This window comes from Streptomyces sp. NPDC005820 (assembly GCF_040630255.1).
Lineage (GTDB): Bacteria > Actinomycetota > Actinomycetes > Streptomycetales > Streptomycetaceae > Streptomyces.
Genome location: NZ_JBEXXE010000001.1, coordinates 48,754 through 65,210 on the forward strand (window position 1 = coordinate 48,754; position 16,457 = coordinate 65,210).

Consider the following 16,457-nt stretch of genomic DNA (forward strand, 5'->3'; position numbering starts at 1 on the left):
GGTCCCCAGGGGATGCCGGGGGTCCCTGCTACGGCTTGCGGGCCACCGCCCCGTACCCCGGGATGACCCCGTCCTCCTGGCCCGGGACCGGCTCGCCGAGCTCGGGATGCCAGTCGGGTACGACCGCCACGCCCGGGTCGACCAGTTCGAGGCCGTCGAAGAAGCGGCCGAACTCCTCGCGGGAGCGCAGGGCCAGTGTGACGCCCGCGGCCTTGAGTTTCTCCGTGGCCGCCGCGGACTCCTCCGGGGTGAAGTCGGCGGTGGCGTGGGTCATCATCAGGTAGCTGCCCGAGGGGAGCTCGGCGAGCAGCCGGTCGACGAGTTCGTGCGCGCCGTCCTCGTCGGGGACGAAGTGCAGCAGCGCGACCAGCGACAGGGCCACCGGCCGGGTGAGGTCCAGGATCTTCCTGGCCCCCTCGACGATGGTGGCCGGGTCGCGGACGTCCGCCTGCAGATACTCCGTGACGCCGTCGGGCGTGCTGCGCAGCAGCGCCGCCGCGTGGGCCAGCACGATCGGGTCGTTGTCGCAGTAGACGACGCGGGCGTCCGGCGCGATCTCCTGGGCGACCTGGTGCAGATTGGGCTCGGTGGGGATGCCCGTGCCGATGTCCAGGAACTGGCGTATGCCGTTCCCGGCCAGCCAGCGCGTGGCGCGGTGCATGAAGGCGCGGTTGACTCGTGCCATCACCGGCACGCGCGGGTCGAGCGCGAGCATCTGGCGGCCCATGGCCTCGTCGACGGGGTAGTTGTCCTTGCCGCCGAGATACCAGTCGTACATCCGTGCGGGATGGGGCTTACCGGTGTCGATCTCGATAACGGGGGCGGGGTCCTGCCCGGTCATGAAACGCTCCGTAAGACGCAATGAATAATCAAGTCGGTGCCAAATCAAGGAAGTCGAGAAACGAGAAGGTGACAAACGGCAAATCCCCAGGTCATGAAAGCAGGAAGTCGGCATCCCCCGCCTTGGCCCCCTCGATGAAGGCCGTCATCTCGTCGGTGGTGTAGATCAGCGCCGGACCGTCCGGGTCGGTCGACTGACGGACGGCTATCCGGCCGTCGGCGAGCTTCATCGCCTCGAGGCAGTTGCCTCCGTTGCCGCCGCTCCAGGGCTTGTGCCAGCCTTCGCTGCCCAAGTCCCGCGCGGGCATTCCGTTGTAGACCCGTTTGCGCGGCTTGATGCGATCCATTCACAGCTCCTTGCGGAAATCCCTGAGGATCTCCTTCGTGCGATGTGCAGTAGCGGCCTGCGCCGCCATGCGGTCCATGACCTCGAGATGGGTCGCCACCTCGGTGCGCGCGTCGAGATAGACGGCGCCGGTCAGGTACTCGCTGTAGACCATGTCCGGAAGCTCCGGCATGGCGAATCGGAACAGCACGAAGGGCCCGTAGGTGCCGGGGTGCGGCCCGTTCGAGAACGGGGCCACCTGAAGCGTCACATGGGGCAGCTTCGTCGCCTCGAGCAGTTTGTCGATCTGCGCGCGCATCACCTCCGGACCGCCCACCGGGCGGCGCAGCACCGTCTCGTCCATCACGACCCACAACCGGGGCGCGTCCTGACGAGTGAGCAGTTCCTGGCGTTGCATGCGCAGGTCGACGAGACGCTGGATGTCCTCCGGCCGGGTCTGGCCGATGGCGCCCGACTTCAGGACCCCGCGCGCGTAGTCCTCGGTCTGGAGCAGACCGGGGACGAAGTGCGGTTCGTACTGGCGGATCAGGGCGGCCGCGCCCTCCAGGCTGACGTGCATCGAGAACCAGCCGGGCAGGACGTCGTGGAAACGCTGCCACCAGCCGGGCTTGTTGGCCTCCTCGGCCAACTGCACGAACCCCTCGGCCTCCTCGTCGGTGATGCCGTAGGCCTTCAGCAGCAGTTGGAGATACGGGATTTTGAGGCCGACCTCGGCCATCTCCATACGGCGGACCGTGGCGGGGGCGACCCGGAGGATCTTGGCGGCCTCCTCGCGCTTGAGCCCTGCGCGTTCCCGCAGATCCAGCAGGCGCCGGCCGAGGACGACCTGTCCGACGGTCGGCGCGGACCGCGGTTCGCTCACGCTCCACCTCCACGAAGAGCCCCGGCCGCCCGGTCGTCTCGGCCGCGCTGAGCAGCCCCCGACCGGCCGGTGACGGAACGAATCCTGACAGCCTTACGGCGCCATTCGAAGACCTATTCGAAGATCTGTACGACCGCGTACGGATCTCCGGCGATCCCAACTGGCGCCGCTCAACATGCTGTTGCGAGCAGTGTGCCACGGCGCTCCACCGCGTCACACAGCACTCTGCATTTTTCAGAGTGACACTTGCCAAGTGTTCACGGCGCGGCGATAGTGGCAAGCGTGATTCCGTCCGCGCCCTTAGGAACAGACGCCGCCGCAGGCCGCCCCCAGGGTCTCGGTGCCGCCCCGGGAGCAGGCCCCGACCAGGCCGCTGCCGAGCGCCGGTTCCGATTCGAACTGGCCGCCCATCCGGGTTCCCCAGCCCAGGCCAGACGCCTGGCACGGGCCCGGCTGACCGGCTGGTCGGTGTGCGAGGACACCTGCGACACCGCGGCTCTCGTCATATCCGAGCTGGTCACCAACGCGATCGTGCACACGGCCAGCGATGTCGTCGTGTGCGAGCTGCTCGACGGTGACGACGTGCTGCGCATAGCCGTGCGCGATCAGGGCTGCGCGCCCGACGATCCGCATCCCTCCCCGCAGCGTCCCGAGGAGGAGCACGGGAGGGGACTGCTCCTCGTCGAGGCCCTCTGTCACTCCTGGGGCGCCCAGGAGCACGGCTCCGGCCTGCTGGTCTGGGCGGACCTGCCGCGCGGCGCGGACGGGCCGGCCGAGGCGGCCGAACCGCGGGACGGTGCCGACGCCGAAGTCACGGAGGACCACCGTGCGGAGCGCGCTGGTGGGGACCGTGCTGGTGCGGGCCGCTCCGGCGAGGGTCATGCCGCCGGGGAGCACGCCGAGCCGCGCGACGATCTCGGCTGGGGCGTCCGCCCCAAGCCCGGCCCGGCCGACGGCCCTGGGGACGAGGACGAGCCGGTGGAGCAGTCCCACCGCGACCGGACCCCCCGCGACCACGGGCCGCGGGGCGACTCACGCGCGATGCGTCCGGCACCCTCGCGCGGTGCTGCGGAGGCGTACGCGGCCGAGCTGATGCGCAGGGCACCGGCCGGCCTGCCGAAGCCCCCCGGCCAGACTCCGGTCAAGCCCTCGGCCACTCCGGTCAAGCCCTCGGCCACTCCGGTCAAGCCCTCGGCCACTCCGGTCAGGCCCTCGGGCAAGGAGCACCACGGCCCGGAGCAGCGCGCGGCCAACCCCTTCGGCCCGGACCGCCGCACCCCCGAACAGCGGGTGTCCGACCTCTGCGTGCTGGAGCACCAGGGCCCGAGCCATCACGCCCTGGACCAGACCGCCTTCGGGCACACCCCTCTCGGCCACACCTCCGTGGGCCACAGCCACGGCCACAGCCCGCTGGCCCACAGCCCGCTGACCCACCGCGCGCCGGAACACCGCACGGCGGATCACCGCACGACAGATCACCGTGCAGCGGATCACCGTGCAGCGGATCACCGCACCGTCGACGCCCACCGCGCGGACGAGCGCGGCCCGGATCACCGCACCGCGGTCCACCAGGCCACGAGCCACACCCCCGCTCCCGTCGCCCCGCTTGCGCCACTCGCCCCCGTCGCTCCGGTCCCCCCGGTCGGCGAGGCCTCCGTCCCGCGGCCGTTCCCCGGTGTCGGGGGCGGCACGGGGCTCCCGCCGCTGGAGAGAAGCCGAGAGCGGGGGAGGGCATGAGCGGCGCGCCCGGCCGCAGGCCGGTGCGCTCCCTCGACACACTCGTCCGGCTGCGGCGCGACCTGGGCCCCGTCCCGGAACCTCCCCGCCGGCTCACCGTGCCGGACGGCATGATCGCCCCGCTGGGCTGTGACGCCGTGGCCGTACCGGCCGGTATCGGCCCGCTGCTCATGCCCCGGCTGCCCCGCGTGGGCTGCGTCTACGCCGACGAGGCGCACTGGTGGTGGCTCGTCCCGTCGGACTCCGACTACGCCCTGGAGTGGCCCGCCCCCGCGCGCTACACCCCGGGTGCGATCGTCCCGGAGTCCCTGCCCGTCCCTGACCTCGTCCACCGGCCGGACGGCACGCTTCCGTACACCCCGCCGATCCCGCTCTACCTGGCCCTGTGCCGCCTCACGGGCACGACGCCCACCTGGTCACGCCCGATCAGCGCCTAGCGGGCCGCTCCGCCGGGCTCCTCGGCCGACCGTCCCGCCCCTCCACAGGCGGCCCGCATCCGCCACCCCCGGCGTACGCCCCCGCGCATCCCTCTTCCACGTCCCGCGCCCTGTCCTGACCCGTCGCCTCCCGGGATAGTGGCCGTTCGTCCACGATCGCGGGAGGCGGAGACATTGGGGCAGGCGGGAGAGGCGCACAATCCGAAGGGGTCCGACGAGCGCGAGGTGTCCGAGTCGGAACGGCTGCTCTTCGGTGGCCCGCTCCGCTACGACATGGGCTGGAACCAGCACAGGGACGCCTTCCTGGAACTGAGCTTCCGCGCCATGGTGACCCGGCTGCCCTCCCTGCTGGCCGTGAGCCTGCGGCTGGCCCGGCAGGCCGACCCGCGGGCCGCCCGTACCGTACTGGCCGCCGAGGCCGGCCGGGGCGTGGCCCAGGCGGTGGGGCTGCTCGCGGTGAACTCGGTGCTCAGCAGGCTGATCGGCGGCGGCCCGATCGAGGACCGGCTGCACGGCGCCCTTCCCGCGCTGGTCGTCATGGCCGTCGTACTCCTCGTCGGAGCGCTGCTGAGGGCAGCGTCGACGTACGCCACCGGGCGGCTGGAGCCCAAGGTGGCGCGGGTGGCGACCGAGCTGTACCTGGAACGGGCCGCGGCGGTCGAACTGGCCGCGATCGAGGACCACGCCTTCCACAAGCTGCTGGACACGGCGCAGTACGGCGCCTCGTCCGCACGGCGGATGATCATGTACGGCACGCGTGTGGTGAACGCGATGATCTCGCTGGTGGCGGCGGCCGGGGTGCTGACGGTGCTGCATCCGCTGCTGCTGCCGCTGCTGATCACGATGACACTGCCGAGCGCCTGGAGCGCGCTGACGAACGCACGGCGCCGCTACGAGTCGTTCCACACGTGGGTGCAGCACGAGCGCGCGGGTCATCTCATCGCCGCTCTGCTCACCGAGCCGGAGGCGGCGCCCGAGATCCGGGTGCACGGAGTCGGCCCGTTCCTGCTGCGGCACTTCCGGGCGATGTCGGAGACCGCGGAGGCGGAGCAGGCCCGGCTGGCCCGGCTCGCCGCCCGCACGGGGCTGATCGCGGCCGTCTGGACGGGGCTGGCGACGGTGGCGACGTACGCCACGCTGGGCGGGCTGCTGCTCACCGGGACGATGGCGCTGGCGGTCGCGGGCACCGCGGTGATCGCGATCCGCAGCGGCTCGGCGAGCCTGAACACGCTGGTCCTGGAGGTCAACCAGCTGCACGAGGAGGCCCTGTTCGTGGGCGATCTGCAGCGGCTGTACGTCGAGGCGGCCGAACGGGCCATCCCCGAGGGCGGGGTGGCCCTGCCGGAGGATCCGCGGGAGATCCGCTTCGAGAACGTGACGTTCGGCTATCCGGGCGAGTCGCCCAGGCCCGCTCTCGAAGAGGTCACGCTCTCCCTCCCGCTGGGCCGGATCATCGCGCTGGTCGGGGAGAACGGCTCCGGCAAGACGACCCTGGTGAAGCTGCTAGCCGGGCTGTACCGGCCGGACCGGGGGCGGATCCTGTGGGACGGCGTGGACGCGGCGGAGGCGGACCGCCACCAGTTGGCCGAGCGGATCGCGATGGTGGCGCAGGACTTCAAGCGGTGGCCGTTCACCGCGCGGGTGAACGTGGCCGTGGGGCGCTCGTCGGCGCCGCTGACGGAGGAGCGGCTGGCCGACGCGATCGCGGAGGCGGGGGCCGAGGAGGTGGTCGGGGATCTGCCGCGCGGTCTGGACACCCTGCTGGCCCGGAACTTCAGCGGCGGGCACGAGCTGTCCGGCGGCCAGTGGCAGCGGCTCGGCATCGCGCGGGCCGCGTACCGGCGGGGCCGCATCCTGATCGTGGACGAGCCGACGGCGGCCCTGGACGCCCGCGCGGAGCTGGAGGTGTTCGACAAGATCCGGGCGCTGGCGGGCAGCGGCCAGACGGTCGTCCTGATCACCCACCGGCTGGCGTCGGTGCGCCACGCGGACCTGGTGCACGTCCTCGACCAGGGCCGGCTGGTGGAGTCCGGGACCCCGGACGAGCTGCTGGCCTGCGGCGGCGTCTACGCGGAGCTGTACGCGCTCCAGGCGGAGCAGTTCAGCCCGACGGCGCCCACGTCGAGCGTCGGCTGAGGGTCAGTCCGCGGCGTTGCCGCCCCGGACGATCACCAGGAAGGTGTCGGTCGCGAGGTCCATGACGACCTCGGCGGCCAGTCCCTCCAGGCGGCGCGCGTGCGCGAACTCCTCCGCGGGCCACGATCCGCGCGGCCCGCCTGCGGGAAAGCACTCGAGCACGGTTCGCCCGTTCACCATCTCGCACCTCCAGAAAGCGTCGTACTCGTAGGAGTTAACGCCTTCCGGAGGCCGGGAAGCTCGCTCGGTTGCGTTACTGAGACGTAGTTGACACGGATTCGGCGCGGATCGTGAGGATCCGGTCACGTTACGGACATCTCCGGCACCGTACGTGTCAGAACTCGTACTCGTCGTGAGGGCGGACGGGCTCGCCGGCCAGGGGGCCCAGGGCCGTGAGGTCCAGGAGGCCGGGGGTGGAGCCGAGCCCGTCGAGGCCGCGGTCGTACACCGAGTAGGTGTGGAAGACGCGGTCGCCGTCCCGCAGGAAGCAGCTCAGCCCGGGCCGCTCGACGAGGCCGCCGTCCTGCTCCCGCGTGACCTCGAAGTCGCGGTTGAAATCGTTGGTGTACGACGAGTACCAGGGCAGCGTCCAGCCCATACGGGCCTTGAACTGCAGCAGGCGCGGATACGGCGCCCGGGAGACGGCCGCGAAGGACACGCCGCGCGCCGTGAGGTGGGCGAGGTGGCCGAGCTGGTCGAGGAAGGCCGAGCAGCGGGGGCAGCCCGCCTCCGACTCCGGGGCGAACATGAAGTGGTACAGCACGAGTTGCCCGCGCCCGTCGAAGAGGTCGAGCAGGGTCGCCTTGCCGTCGCCGCCCTCGAAGACGTACTCCGCGCCGATCTCGACCATGGGCAGGCGCCGCCGCCGGGCGGTCAGCGTGTCCCGTGCCCGGGCCACCGCCTCCTCCTCGGCGGACAGTTCCTCGCGTGCCGCGCGCCATTCCTCACGCGAGACGATCTCCGGCAGTCCCGGAAGCTCCGGATGCGCCATGGGCCCCTCCTGTGCAGCGGTCGGCTCGAAGGGGTGACCCGCGGGCGGTTCGGAACTCATCGGCGGCGCCGGGAATTTCTCGCGTGCGGGGCATTTTTCGCAGGAGCCGCAGGGCGTACGGGGTCCATGCGTCGGGCTCCCGGACGGAATCCGGGGCGGGCGTCGGAGAGGGCGTCATCGTGTCGACGTACGACGGTGTCGTGCCGGCGGGTGAGCCGTGGCCCGCATCGTGTCGCGAACCTGTCGCCGTGCGCGGCGGCCGGGCACCCTGACGGCACGACACCTCCCGGAGGGATCCCGGCATGCTCCTCGGCACCTGGAACCTGGAGAACCTGTACCGGCCCGGCGGCCCCTTCGGCCCGAAGGACAAGGCGGCGTACGAGGCGAAGCTCGCGGCGCTCGCCACCGTGGTCACCGCGCTCGACCCGGGGGTGCTCGGGGTGCAGGAGGTCGGGGAGCCGGAGGCGTTGGCGGACCTGCTGGAGACGGTGGGCGGCACCTGGCACGTGGCGCTCTCCGCACTCCCGGACGGCCGGGGCATCCGGGTCGGGGTGATCAGCCGTACGCCGCTGGAGGTGCTGGCGGACACGCGCGCGTTCCCGCCGAAGGTGCGGCCGGTGCAGTCGGACGACTCCGGCGCGGTCTCGGACGGGGCGGGGCGCGGGTTCCTGGCGGTGGAGACGGTGACGGAGGCGGGGCCGCTGCGGGTGGCGGTGGCACATCTGAAGTCCAAGCTGCTGTCGTACCCGGGGGATCGTTTCTTCCCGCGCGACGAGGGCGAACGGGCCCGCTACGGCGCGTACGCCCTGCACCGCCGGGCCGCCGAGGCGACGGCGCTGCGGGCGCTCGCCGACGTCCTGCTGGCCGGTGACGGCCGGGCGCGCGATGTGGCGGTGGTGGGCGATCTGAACGACGAGGTGCAGGCGGCGACCACGCAGATCCCGCTCGGTCCGCCCGGCTCGGAGATCGGCACGCCCGGCTTCGAGACACCGGACAAGGGCGACGCGGCCCGGCTGTGGGACGTGGCGCCGCTGATCCCCGCCGACCGGCGCCACTCGCGGATCAACGCGGGGCGCCGCGAGCTGATCGACCACATCCTGACGAGCCACCGGCTGGTCCACCGGCTGACGGAGGCGGGGACGGGAAGCGGGCCGGGGCCCGAGGGGGCGCTTCGCCTGCCGTCGGTGGGAGCGGATCCGGCGGCACACCACAGCGAGTCGGGGTCGGACCACGCGCCGGTGTGGGTGCGGATCGACTGACAGGCCCGGTGGGTGCGGACCTGCCCGATCGGCTGTGCGGGTGCGGTTCTTGATGACGGGCGGTTCGGCAACACCCTGAAGGGGCGCGGGGAACTGCGCGACCGGCCCGGCCACAACGGCGCCGCACTGGGCGACGGCGCGATCGCGGCACCTCCACCAAGCCCTCTCAGCCCGCGAGCGGCAGTACCGGAGCGGTCAGCCCCACCCGTTCCCTGCGTACGGCGAGTTCGGCGAGGAGTTCGGCGAGCTGCGCCCGGTGCCCGGGGCCGAGCCGCCCGGTGTCGTCGAGGTGGACGGCGCACGCGGTGGTGGTGTCGACGAGCCGTTCGAGGAGGGCGGCGACCTCGTCGGTGCCCTCGGTGTGCCGGGCGAGGGCGGGCAGTTCATGGGCGGCGAGGGCGATGGCGGTGCGGGCCTCGGCGAGCGTGCGGTAGGCCTCGCGGCGCAGGGTCCAGCGGCGGGCGCGGTGGGAGCGGCCGCCGGGAGCATCCGGGCCGTCGGGAACATCGGGGCCGTCGCGGCCCTCGAGGACATGGGTGAGGTAGGCGTGCGCGGCGCCGGTGGCCGCGGTGAGCCGGGCGCGCACCTGGCCCCCGCGCTCCCCCGGCATCGGCAGATGTCCGACGACGAGGACGATCGCGCAGGCCAGCAGGGTCTCCGCGATCCGGCTGACGGAGGCCTGCGGTTCGCCGCCGACCATCACGAGGGACAGCACGAGCACGGTGACGACGGCGGTCTGCGCGGCGAAGTGCCGGGTGGAGACGGGGACCAGCGCCCCGCAGACGGCGACCAGCGCGACGAGCCCCTCCGGCCGGGGCAGCACGGCGGCGAACGCGGCGAACACCAGTGCGCCGAGCACGGTCCCGGCGGCCCGGCACAGCACCCGGGACACCAGCGGTCCGAGGTCGGGCTTGACGAGGAAGACGGCGGTGGCGGGCAGCCAGTACCAGTGGGTGTGCTGCCCGTACCAGTGGGAGTGGTGCAGGACCTGGGCGATGGCCGCGCCGGCCCCGAAGCAGAGGGCGACCCGTAGCCCGTACTCGCGGCCGCCCGCCCCGAACGCGGTCCGCAGCAGAGCGCGGGGGCTGCGCCGGCGGGTGTGCAGATCGCCTCCGCCGCCCCGGTCGAAGGCCTCGGCGGCGTGCAGCAGCGCGTCGTCGAGGGCGCGCAGCGCGGGCGCGGACCGCGTGGGAGCGGGCAGCGGCCCGGTGGCCGTGTTGTCGCGTACGGCGGCGGCGAGTCGCCGGGGGCCTTCGGCGGCGCGTGCGGAGACGTCTTCCCCGGCCCAGGCGAGGGCGGTCGCCGCCTCGGCGAGGGGCAGGGCCGCGGCGTACTGGGCGTGCAGTCGCCGTTCGGCGGCGGAGCCGGCGAAGCGGCGCAGGCGGGGGCCGGTGAGGGCGTCCTGGGCGTGGTCGAGGGCGGCGGTGAGGGCGGCGCGGCGGGCGGTGGCGTGGGCGGTGCCGGCGGCGTCGAGGAGGTCGGCGACGGCGTCGTACACCCCGGACACGGCGGCGCGCTCCCCGTCGAAGCGGAAGTCGCCGGTCAGGGCGCCGGGCGTGGGCAGGACGAGCCGCAGCGCGAGCAGCCAGCCGGCGCCGGCGAGAAAGGCGAGGGCGCGCGTCCACCCGGCCTCGGGCACCGGCATCCCGGCGCCGACGGCCGCCGCCACCAGCAGTTGTGTCCCGGCACCGGAGGCGACGGGCCCGATGGCGCTCATCCCGCCCGCGAGCAGGCCAAGGCCGGTCAGTGCGGCGATCAGCGCGACGGCGCCCGCCCGGTCGCCGAGGTACGTGCCGACGAGCATCCCGCCCGCTCCCGCGAGGGCGGGCGCCCCGAGCCGTTTGACGGCGGCCCGTCGGCTGCCGGGCCGGTCGTTGATCCCGGCGAGCATCGCGGCGATGGCGGCGACGACCCCGAGGGAGACGCGGTCGGTGAGGACCGCGAGGAGCAGCAGCGGCCCGGCGGCGAGGGCGCCGCGGGTGACCGCGCTCCAGGGGACGGGGCCGCGCTGGGCGCGCAGGGCGTGGGCGAGCCAGGGCGGAAGGACTGTGCGAACGGCAACGGCGGAACGCGGGGACACAGGGCTCCTGTCGTGTCGAGGGCGGGTGTGCCTTCGGGCGACGGCGGCCGGGGCGGTCAGCGGTGAGCTGTGGTGTCCACGGTAGGGGGTGGTGTCGGGGATCGTGGGGCTGTTGCGTTTCGGCGAGGTGACGTCTGCGCCGGATCTCGCTTTCTTTATGAACGCAATGCCGGGAACGCGAGCGGAACGAGAGCCGGAGCGGAAACGGGAGCGGGAGCGGAAACGGGAGCGGGGCCGGAGGCGTAGCCTGCCCCCGGCCCCTGTCGGTGCCGCCCATGTGGCACGCCGGCACGCTTGAGGACCCAGGGCAGTCTGATGTCGTCGCGTCCTGCCTTTGGACCACCGCGCATCGAGCTGCGCGGGCTGGACTTGAACCAGCAATTCGACGTCCGGGGGCCTGGGCCCGGTCGATCCGGCGATCGGCGGCGAATGCTGAGTCTGGAGCGAGAGTCTGAGATTCTGCGATCACCGATTATTGGCGATCATCACGACAAGCTTCAGCTTCAGCTTTGCGCTCCTCGCGCACCCCGGCCGCACAAGGCCGGGGAGTCCGAAACGGTTATTCGAAGAGGTAACCGAAAACCGCGTCACCGACCCGCTGGTCGACGACGTCGGCGCCATTCGCCTCTTCCCGGGCGAATTTCACGGCCTGCTGCATCTTCTCCACCCGGGCGAGAAGTTCGTTGACCCGGCGGGCCGGAAGGGCTCCGGAGAACTTCACGGTCGTCCAGTAACCGACCGGCACGTCCTCGTAGTACACCTCGACCTGCGCCGGGTGCTTCTCGGTCGCCTCCGCCTTCACATGGTTGCGGGGCACCTTCTTGGTCCGCAGGGTCCGCACCGGCTCGGTCTTCCAGGCGTCGGTGGAGGGGTCCTCCACCCAGGCCTCGGAGGCGTCGAGGACCGGCAGCTTCCGTACGAAGGTGGTGAGGTCGACGAGCTGCTTCTCCAGGAAGAGCAGGTAGGACACGGGTACGTCGGCGACGAGGACCCGTCCGTCCACCGTCACGTCGGCACGGGCGGTGCAGTTGGCCCAGTCCTTCGTGGCGGTCACGTCGAACAGCCGGGTCAGGGTGGCCGCGGTCTCCCGCAGCACGTCCTCGGCCTGCACCTGCACACGCGTCGACTCGGGCGGCAGCTGCTCGCCCTCCTCGTCCTTGGGCTGGTAGGTACGCGAGATACCGGCCAGCAACGCGGGCTTCTGCAGCCCGTGGTGAGCTGCGGTCAGGTCCTGGTGGGCCTTGGACTTGATGCCCTTCTCGACTGCGATGATCTGATTGAGTTTCGCCACGGGAAAAACCGTAGCAACGACAACTCGCCCGATTCCAACGATTATTCGAGGGTGCGATTTTCCCGGGCCGCCCGGAAGCATTCCGCGAAGAGATCCGAGGCCCGCTCCAGCACGTTCGGCAGCGCGTCGTCCTCGGCGTTGCCGAGCAGACGGACGAGTGCGTCGACACCGCGCAGTCCGGCCCTTTCCCGCAGCCGTTTCTCGTTCGTCACCCATTCCCCGCGGGCCGCCAGCACCGCGTGGCCGGTCTGGGCGGCCGCCACGGCGAGCGCGCCGGCGGTCTCGGTGCGCCGTCCGGCGGGGGCGTGGTGGGCCCTGGCGTGGTCGAGGGTGGCGCGGGCGGTTCCGTACCAGCGGTCGGGCGCGGTACGGCGGAGCGCTCGGGGGTAGGCGGAGGGCTGCCGCAACTCACCGCGCAGCACCCGGTTGACGGCCAGCTCGGCGACGACGAGATAGCTGGGGATGCCCGCGAGATGGAACAGCAGCGGCTCGACCCGGAACCGCCCCTCCTCGGCTTCGGCCCATTCGTGCTCCACGGAGTCGAGGTCGCGGTAGTGCACATCGACCCGCCGCCCGTCGACGGTCAGCCAGGCGCCCCCGTTGAAGACGCCGCCGCCCCACCCGCCGATCTCCGACACCTCGCCCTCCCAGCCGACGGCCCGCAGGTCCGCGGGGTCGAAGGAGCCCCGGTAGTACACGGCGAGGTCCCAGTCGCTGTCGGCCCGGTGGGTGCCCTCGGCCCGCGATCCGCCGAGCGCCACGGCCCGGACCCCGGGGAGCGCGGCGAGACGGTCGGCGGTCACGTCGAGGAACTCGGCGTCGCTCAGCGCGGGCACGGGCATCGGTCTCCCGGAGGCACGGTGGCGGTATCGGAGCGGGAACACTCCGGAGAGCAAGGGTGGCGGGGCGACGCGCCCGGCGTCGACCGATTATCACCGACAACGCCCCCGGCGGGCTGGTCCTCGGCCCCCCGACGCGGTCGCCCTCACCCCCCCGACGCGGCCGTCCCCGGCCCTCGACGCGGTCGCCCTCGCCCCCCCAGCACGGTCGCACCCGCCCCCCGATGCGGTCCTCCCCGGCCCCGCCGCGGTCACCCTCGCCCCCCGAAGCGGTCCTCCCCGGCCCGCGACGCGGTCGTACCCGCCCCTCACGCGGTCGCCGTCGCTCCAGCGCGGTCGTACCCGCCCCCCGATGCGGTCCTCCCCGGCCCCGCCGCGGTCACCCTCGCCCCCCGACGTGGCCCTCCCCGGCCCCCGGCGCGGTCGTACCCGCCCCCCGCACGGTCGCACCGGCCCCCCGATGCGGTCCTTCCCCAGCCCCGCCGCGGTCACCCTCGCCGCCCCCCGACACGGTCGCCCCCGCCCCCCGACACGGCCGTCCCCAGCCCCCCGACGTAGTCGTCCTCAGGGCGTCCCCCACGTCCTTCTCTTCGGTACCGGCCGTGCGAAGCTCCCCGCCCTGCTGGTTGTCAGGCCCAGGCCCACCAGGGACTCCGCCATCTTCACCGCGGCCCCGACGCCGTCGACGACCGGCACCCCCAGTTTCTCCCCCACCGTCGCCTGCAGGCCGGTCATCCCTGCGCAGCCCAGGACCAGCACCTCCGCTCCCGCGTCCCGGGCCCGTTCGGCGGCCGTGAGGAACGCCGCCTCGGTGCGTTCCTCGTCGCCGAGGTCGAGGACGCCGAGGCCGGTGCCGACCACGGCCACGCAGTTGCGGCCGACACCGGCGAGTTCCAGGCTGTCCTCGATCTGGCCGCAGGAGCGTTCCAGGGTGGTGACGACGCCGTAGCGGCGGCCGAGGAGGCAGGCGAGGTGGGCGGCGGCCTCGGTGATGTCGACGACGGGGACGTCCACGAGCTCCCGTACGCCCTCGCGGCCGTGCTCGCCGAAGCCGGCCATGACGACGGCGTCGTAGGGCGGGCCGTCGTAGGTGCGCAGGGTGTCGAGGACGGCCGCCGCCGAGAGGTAGCTGTCGAGCCAGCCCTCGGCCGACGCCGGTCCCCAGGCAGGGGTGAGGCCGAGCACGGCGGTGCCCGGGCCTGCCGCGGCCCGGGCACCTCGCACGATCTCCTCGGTCATCTCCTGCGTGGTGTTGCAGTTGGTGACGACGATCCGCACGCTTCTCAGACCTCCGCGGGCTGTTCGGTGACGGCCGCCCGCTCGGTGCGGGTCAGCAGGACGTAGAGGCCGGCCGCGAGGGCCGTACCGATGAACCAGGAGTACGGGGCGATGTCGCTGAAGGTCTTCACCAGGGCGAGGACCGCCGCGACGGCGGCGGAGGGCAGGAACGCCCACAGCGCCTTCGGGTTGACGCCCTTGCGGTAGTAGTAGCGGGAGCCGGGGGTGGCGTCGAACAGTTCGTCGACGTCGACGCGGCCGCGCTTGACCAGGTAGTAGTCGACCATGATCACGCCGAAGAGGGGGCCGAGGAAGGCGCCGAGGCCGCCGAGGAAGTAGTTGACGACGGTGGGGTTGGAGAAGAGGTTCCAGGGGGTGACGACCAGCGCGGCGACCGTGCTGATCATGCCGCCGACCTTGAAGGTGATCTTCTGCGGCCAGACGTTGGCGAGGTCGTACGCCGGGGAGACGAAGTTGGCGACGATGTTGACGCCCATGGTGGCGATGGCGAAGGTCAGCGCGCCCAGCACCATCACCCAGGTGTTGCCGACCTTGGCGACCAGTTCCGCGGGGTCGGTGATGGCCTCGCCGAACACCTCCAGGGAGCCGGCGGTGACGATGACGGACACGACGACGAAGGCCGTGGAGTTGATCGGCAGGCCCCAGAAGTTGCCTCGCCGGACCGTCTTGTAGTCGGGGGCGAAGCGGGAGAAGTCGCAGAAGTTGAGCATCAGGGTGCCGTAGGTGGCGAGGATCAGGCCGATCGCGCCGAACCACTGCCGCCACTGCTCGCCCACGGAGACGGGGTGCGGGGTGGAGGTGAGCGAGATGGTCCAGCCGGCCTTGGCCAGCACCCAGACCGCCAGGGCGATCATGACCAGCCAGATCGCGGGGCCGCAGAAGTCCTGGAACTTGCGGACCGACTCCATGCCCTGGCTGATGATCAGCGCCTGGATCAGCCAGAGGGCGAGGAAGGAGACCCAGCCGAGGGCGTCGAGGCCGAGGAAGGAGTGGTGCGTCCAGGACTCCAGGCCGGGCCAGGCCGCCAGCAGCATCACGTTGACCGCGACGGACGCCAGATAGGTCTGGATGCCGTACCACATGATGGCGATCACGGCCCGGATGAGGGCGGGGATGTTGGCGCCCCAGACGCCGAAGCTGATCCGGCTGACGACCGGGAAGGGCACGCCGTGGCGCTGGCCGATCCTGCCCATCCAGTTCATGCCGATGTAGATGAGCACGAAGCCGACGAGGAGGGCGGTGAAGATCTGCCAGACGTTCATGCCGAGGACCAGCAGACCGGCGGCGAACGTGTAGTTGCCGAGATTGTGGACGTCGGACATCCACATGGCGAAGAGGTCGAAGACCTTCCAGTTCCGCTTCTCGGCGGGGGCGAGGTCTTCGTTGGTGAGCCGGGGATCGGGGACGAACGCCGGTGCGCCGGTGGCTTCGGCTCTGTCGGCAAGGGACACGGGGCCTCCATCGTTGGGAAATCCGCGTTTGGTATACCAAACTGCCGACATGGTCCTCCCGTCAAGAGTCCTGACCGATGTCCGTCCCGTTACGGCCCCGTAAAAGCACGCCCGGGTCGGCGAAGATGGCTCCATGAGCTCCACGACGAAGATCGAACCCCTCGGCGCGGTGCGCGAACGAGTCCTGGCCACCCTGCGGCAGGACATCATCGCGGGCCGCCTGCGCCCCGGCGACCGGCTCGTCGAGCGCGAACTCGCCGAGCGGTTCGGTGTCTCCCGGGTACCGGTCCGGGAAGCCATCCGGTCCCTGGTCGCCGAGGGCTTCGTCCTCTTCGAGTCGGCGCGCCGCACCGTCGTACGCCGGCTCACCCCCGACGACGTCAAGGAACTCTTCGAACTGCGCGAGGCGTTGGAGGTGTACGCGGCCGGACTGGCCGCCGCACGGGCCACCCCCGACGCCCTCACGCACCTGCGCGAACTCCTCGACCAGGCGGCCACGGCGACCGCCGCCGGGGACGCCGAGACGATCACCGACGTCAACACCCGCTTCCACGACGCCATCCTCGCCATGGCGGGCAACAGCCTGCTCATCTCGGTCATGGAGCCCGTCGACGGCCGTATGCGCTGGCTCACCCGGCAGAACGAGGAGTGGCCCCAGCTCCTCACCGAGCACCGCGAACTCTACGACGCCCTCGCCTCCGGCGACCCCGACCGGGCCCGCGCCCACGCACTGCGCCACGTGCAGGCCAACTACCGCTCCAGCGTGCGGCATCTCTTCGGCGACCTCGCCGAGCCGGCACCCCGACGGACGGCCCCACCGCAGCCGATCACCGAACAACAGTACGAATAGACTCCCGGGGTCGGACACCGACGGTCCGACACCCAACGG

14 protein-coding genes and 1 pseudogene are annotated in these 16,457 nt (G+C 72.4%); 5 read left to right on the forward strand and 10 right to left on the reverse strand.

Features of this window, described 5'->3' with window-relative positions; genetic code table 11:
• Positions 1-28: 28 nt before the first annotated feature.
• The 3 genes from ABZ464_RS00230 to ABZ464_RS00240 form a co-directional block, all read right to left on the reverse strand.
• A complete protein-coding gene (locus ABZ464_RS00230) occupies positions 29-841 on the reverse strand; it encodes an SAM-dependent methyltransferase (protein ID WP_359268628.1) in 813 nt (270 codons plus the stop codon).
• A 91-nt stretch (positions 842-932) separates the two neighbouring features.
• The gene (locus ABZ464_RS00235; protein WP_055638138.1) at positions 933-1,187 is read right to left on the reverse strand and encodes a DUF397 domain-containing protein; all 255 of its coding nucleotides are present in this window, start codon (positions 1,185-1,187) and stop codon (positions 933-935) included.
• Positions 1,188-2,048, reverse strand: a complete 861-nt coding sequence (locus ABZ464_RS00240; RefSeq protein WP_359268630.1) for a helix-turn-helix transcriptional regulator — start codon at positions 2,046-2,048, stop codon at positions 1,188-1,190.
• 282 nt (positions 2,049-2,330) lie between these two features.
• Between ABZ464_RS00240 and ABZ464_RS00245 the strand changes: the two are divergent.
• The 3 genes and pseudogenes from ABZ464_RS00245 to ABZ464_RS00255 form a co-directional block, all read left to right on the forward strand.
• Positions 2,331-3,023 (forward strand): annotated as a pseudogene (locus ABZ464_RS00245) (ATP-binding protein); the annotation flags it as partial.
• A gap of 758 nt (positions 3,024-3,781) precedes the next feature.
• Complete coding sequence (locus ABZ464_RS00250) at positions 3,782-4,222, forward strand: hypothetical protein (RefSeq protein WP_359268633.1); 441 nt, start codon at positions 3,782-3,784, stop codon at positions 4,220-4,222.
• 273 nt (positions 4,223-4,495) lie between these two features.
• Complete coding sequence (locus tag ABZ464_RS00255) at positions 4,496-6,358, forward strand: ABC transporter ATP-binding protein (protein ID WP_359269589.1); 1,863 nt, start codon at positions 4,496-4,498, stop codon at positions 6,356-6,358.
• Between the two features lie 3 nt (positions 6,359-6,361).
• Here the strand turns inward: ABZ464_RS00255 and ABZ464_RS00260 are convergent, their stop codons facing one another.
• Together ABZ464_RS00260 and ABZ464_RS00265 are read right to left on the reverse strand one after the other, a co-directional pair.
• Positions 6,362-6,538 carry a hypothetical protein gene (locus tag ABZ464_RS00260; protein WP_359268636.1) on the reverse strand — a complete coding sequence of 59 codons (177 nt, stop codon included), beginning with the start codon at positions 6,536-6,538 and terminating at the stop codon, positions 6,362-6,364.
• A 154-nt stretch (positions 6,539-6,692) separates the two neighbouring features.
• The gene (locus ABZ464_RS00265; RefSeq protein ID WP_359268638.1) at positions 6,693-7,349 is read right to left on the reverse strand and encodes a DUF899 domain-containing protein; all 657 of its coding nucleotides are present in this window, start codon (positions 7,347-7,349) and stop codon (positions 6,693-6,695) included.
• A gap of 302 nt (positions 7,350-7,651) precedes the next feature.
• Here ABZ464_RS00265 and ABZ464_RS00270 point away from each other — a divergent pair, with 302 nt between their 5' ends.
• A complete protein-coding gene (locus ABZ464_RS00270; RefSeq protein WP_359268641.1) occupies positions 7,652-8,608 on the forward strand; it encodes an endonuclease/exonuclease/phosphatase family protein in 957 nt (318 codons plus the stop codon).
• Positions 8,609-8,774: 166 nt separating this feature from the next.
• On the opposite strand, the gene ABZ464_RS00275 is transcribed toward ABZ464_RS00270, so the two are convergent.
• The 5 genes from ABZ464_RS00275 to ABZ464_RS00295 form a co-directional block, all read right to left on the reverse strand.
• A complete protein-coding gene (locus ABZ464_RS00275; RefSeq protein ID WP_359268644.1) occupies positions 8,775-10,688 on the reverse strand; it encodes an FUSC family protein in 1,914 nt (637 codons plus the stop codon).
• A gap of 559 nt (positions 10,689-11,247) precedes the next feature.
• The gene (locus ABZ464_RS00280) at positions 11,248-11,979 is read right to left on the reverse strand and encodes a hypothetical protein (RefSeq protein ID WP_359268647.1); all 732 of its coding nucleotides are present in this window, start codon (positions 11,977-11,979) and stop codon (positions 11,248-11,250) included.
• A 41-nt stretch (positions 11,980-12,020) separates the two neighbouring features.
• The gene (locus tag ABZ464_RS00285) at positions 12,021-12,821 is read right to left on the reverse strand and encodes a nucleotidyltransferase domain-containing protein (RefSeq protein WP_359268649.1); all 801 of its coding nucleotides are present in this window, start codon (positions 12,819-12,821) and stop codon (positions 12,021-12,023) included.
• A gap of 561 nt (positions 12,822-13,382) precedes the next feature.
• Positions 13,383-14,096, reverse strand: coding sequence for an aspartate/glutamate racemase family protein (locus ABZ464_RS00290; RefSeq protein WP_359268651.1), 714 nt, complete (start codon positions 14,094-14,096; stop codon positions 13,383-13,385).
• A gap of 5 nt (positions 14,097-14,101) precedes the next feature.
• Positions 14,102-15,568 (reverse strand): NCS1 family nucleobase:cation symporter-1, encoded by a 1,467-nt coding sequence (locus ABZ464_RS00295; RefSeq protein WP_359268653.1) that lies wholly within the window; start codon positions 15,566-15,568, stop codon positions 14,102-14,104.
• Between the two features lie 133 nt (positions 15,569-15,701).
• On the opposite strand from ABZ464_RS00295, the gene ABZ464_RS00300 reads away from it, so the two are divergent.
• Entirely contained in the window at positions 15,702-16,418 is a 717-nt protein-coding gene (locus tag ABZ464_RS00300; protein WP_359268655.1) for a GntR family transcriptional regulator, read from the forward strand.
• The last annotated feature ends 39 nt before the right edge of the window (positions 16,419-16,457 follow it).